The 601-nt window shown below is 37.9% G+C and carries 1 protein-coding gene; it reads right to left on the bottom strand.

Annotated features, from left to right (window positions below; translation table 11 throughout):
• Nucleotides 1–418: 418 nt before the first annotated feature.
• The coding region (locus D588_RS28515) for a hypothetical protein (protein WP_232764276.1) at nucleotides 419–601 on the bottom strand (183 nt) is incomplete at its 5' end.

Genomic DNA, 601 nt, shown 5'->3' with positions numbered 1-601 from the left:
TAAGTTTCGCGATATTCATGGCTAATCTATCAACCCAAGATTTTCAGGTAAGCTCAATATAAAAGATGAAAACTCTTCGTCGTAATTACTCGCTATTTCGTTAAAAATTTCACAAACACTTTCTTTCTGACTCTCTGAGAGACCCTGTAGTTCAGATGCAATTTGCTCCATCATTTTAATTGCAGCGCCAGGATCTATAACACCTGAATCCGAAAACTCAAAAAAATAAACAAGCGTCTATAACTATTTTTGCCAAGATAGTGCTCATCTCATTCATAACTTGAACACCTTTACCTTTTTGTTTTTAATTTCAATTCATCGAATGTTGGCGGTGCCCTGTTGCTTGCGCTTTCTTGAAAACTTTCCAACCACCAGTCAACCCATTTCTGACAATGCTTGTGATTGCCTTATGTACTTCCTATTGCATATATTCCGGCGGCACATTTGATATTTGTTCGTTGAAATTCCAGAAATAAGGCTTCTCGCGCTCGTTACACCATTTTAATCCTTTAGCTATCCATGCAGATCTATTTCTCCTAACGCTAATAGAGCAATCTTCATAACCGAATTCAGTCCCACAACATGGGCAAATCTCCCAAGT

This window comes from Xanthomonas sp. SHU 308, assembly GCF_000364645.1.
Lineage (GTDB): Bacteria > Pseudomonadota > Gammaproteobacteria > Xanthomonadales > Xanthomonadaceae > Xanthomonas_A > Xanthomonas_A sontii.
The sequence above is the reverse complement of the archived record's forward strand: the minus strand, read 5'-3'. Positions and strand labels throughout refer to the sequence as shown.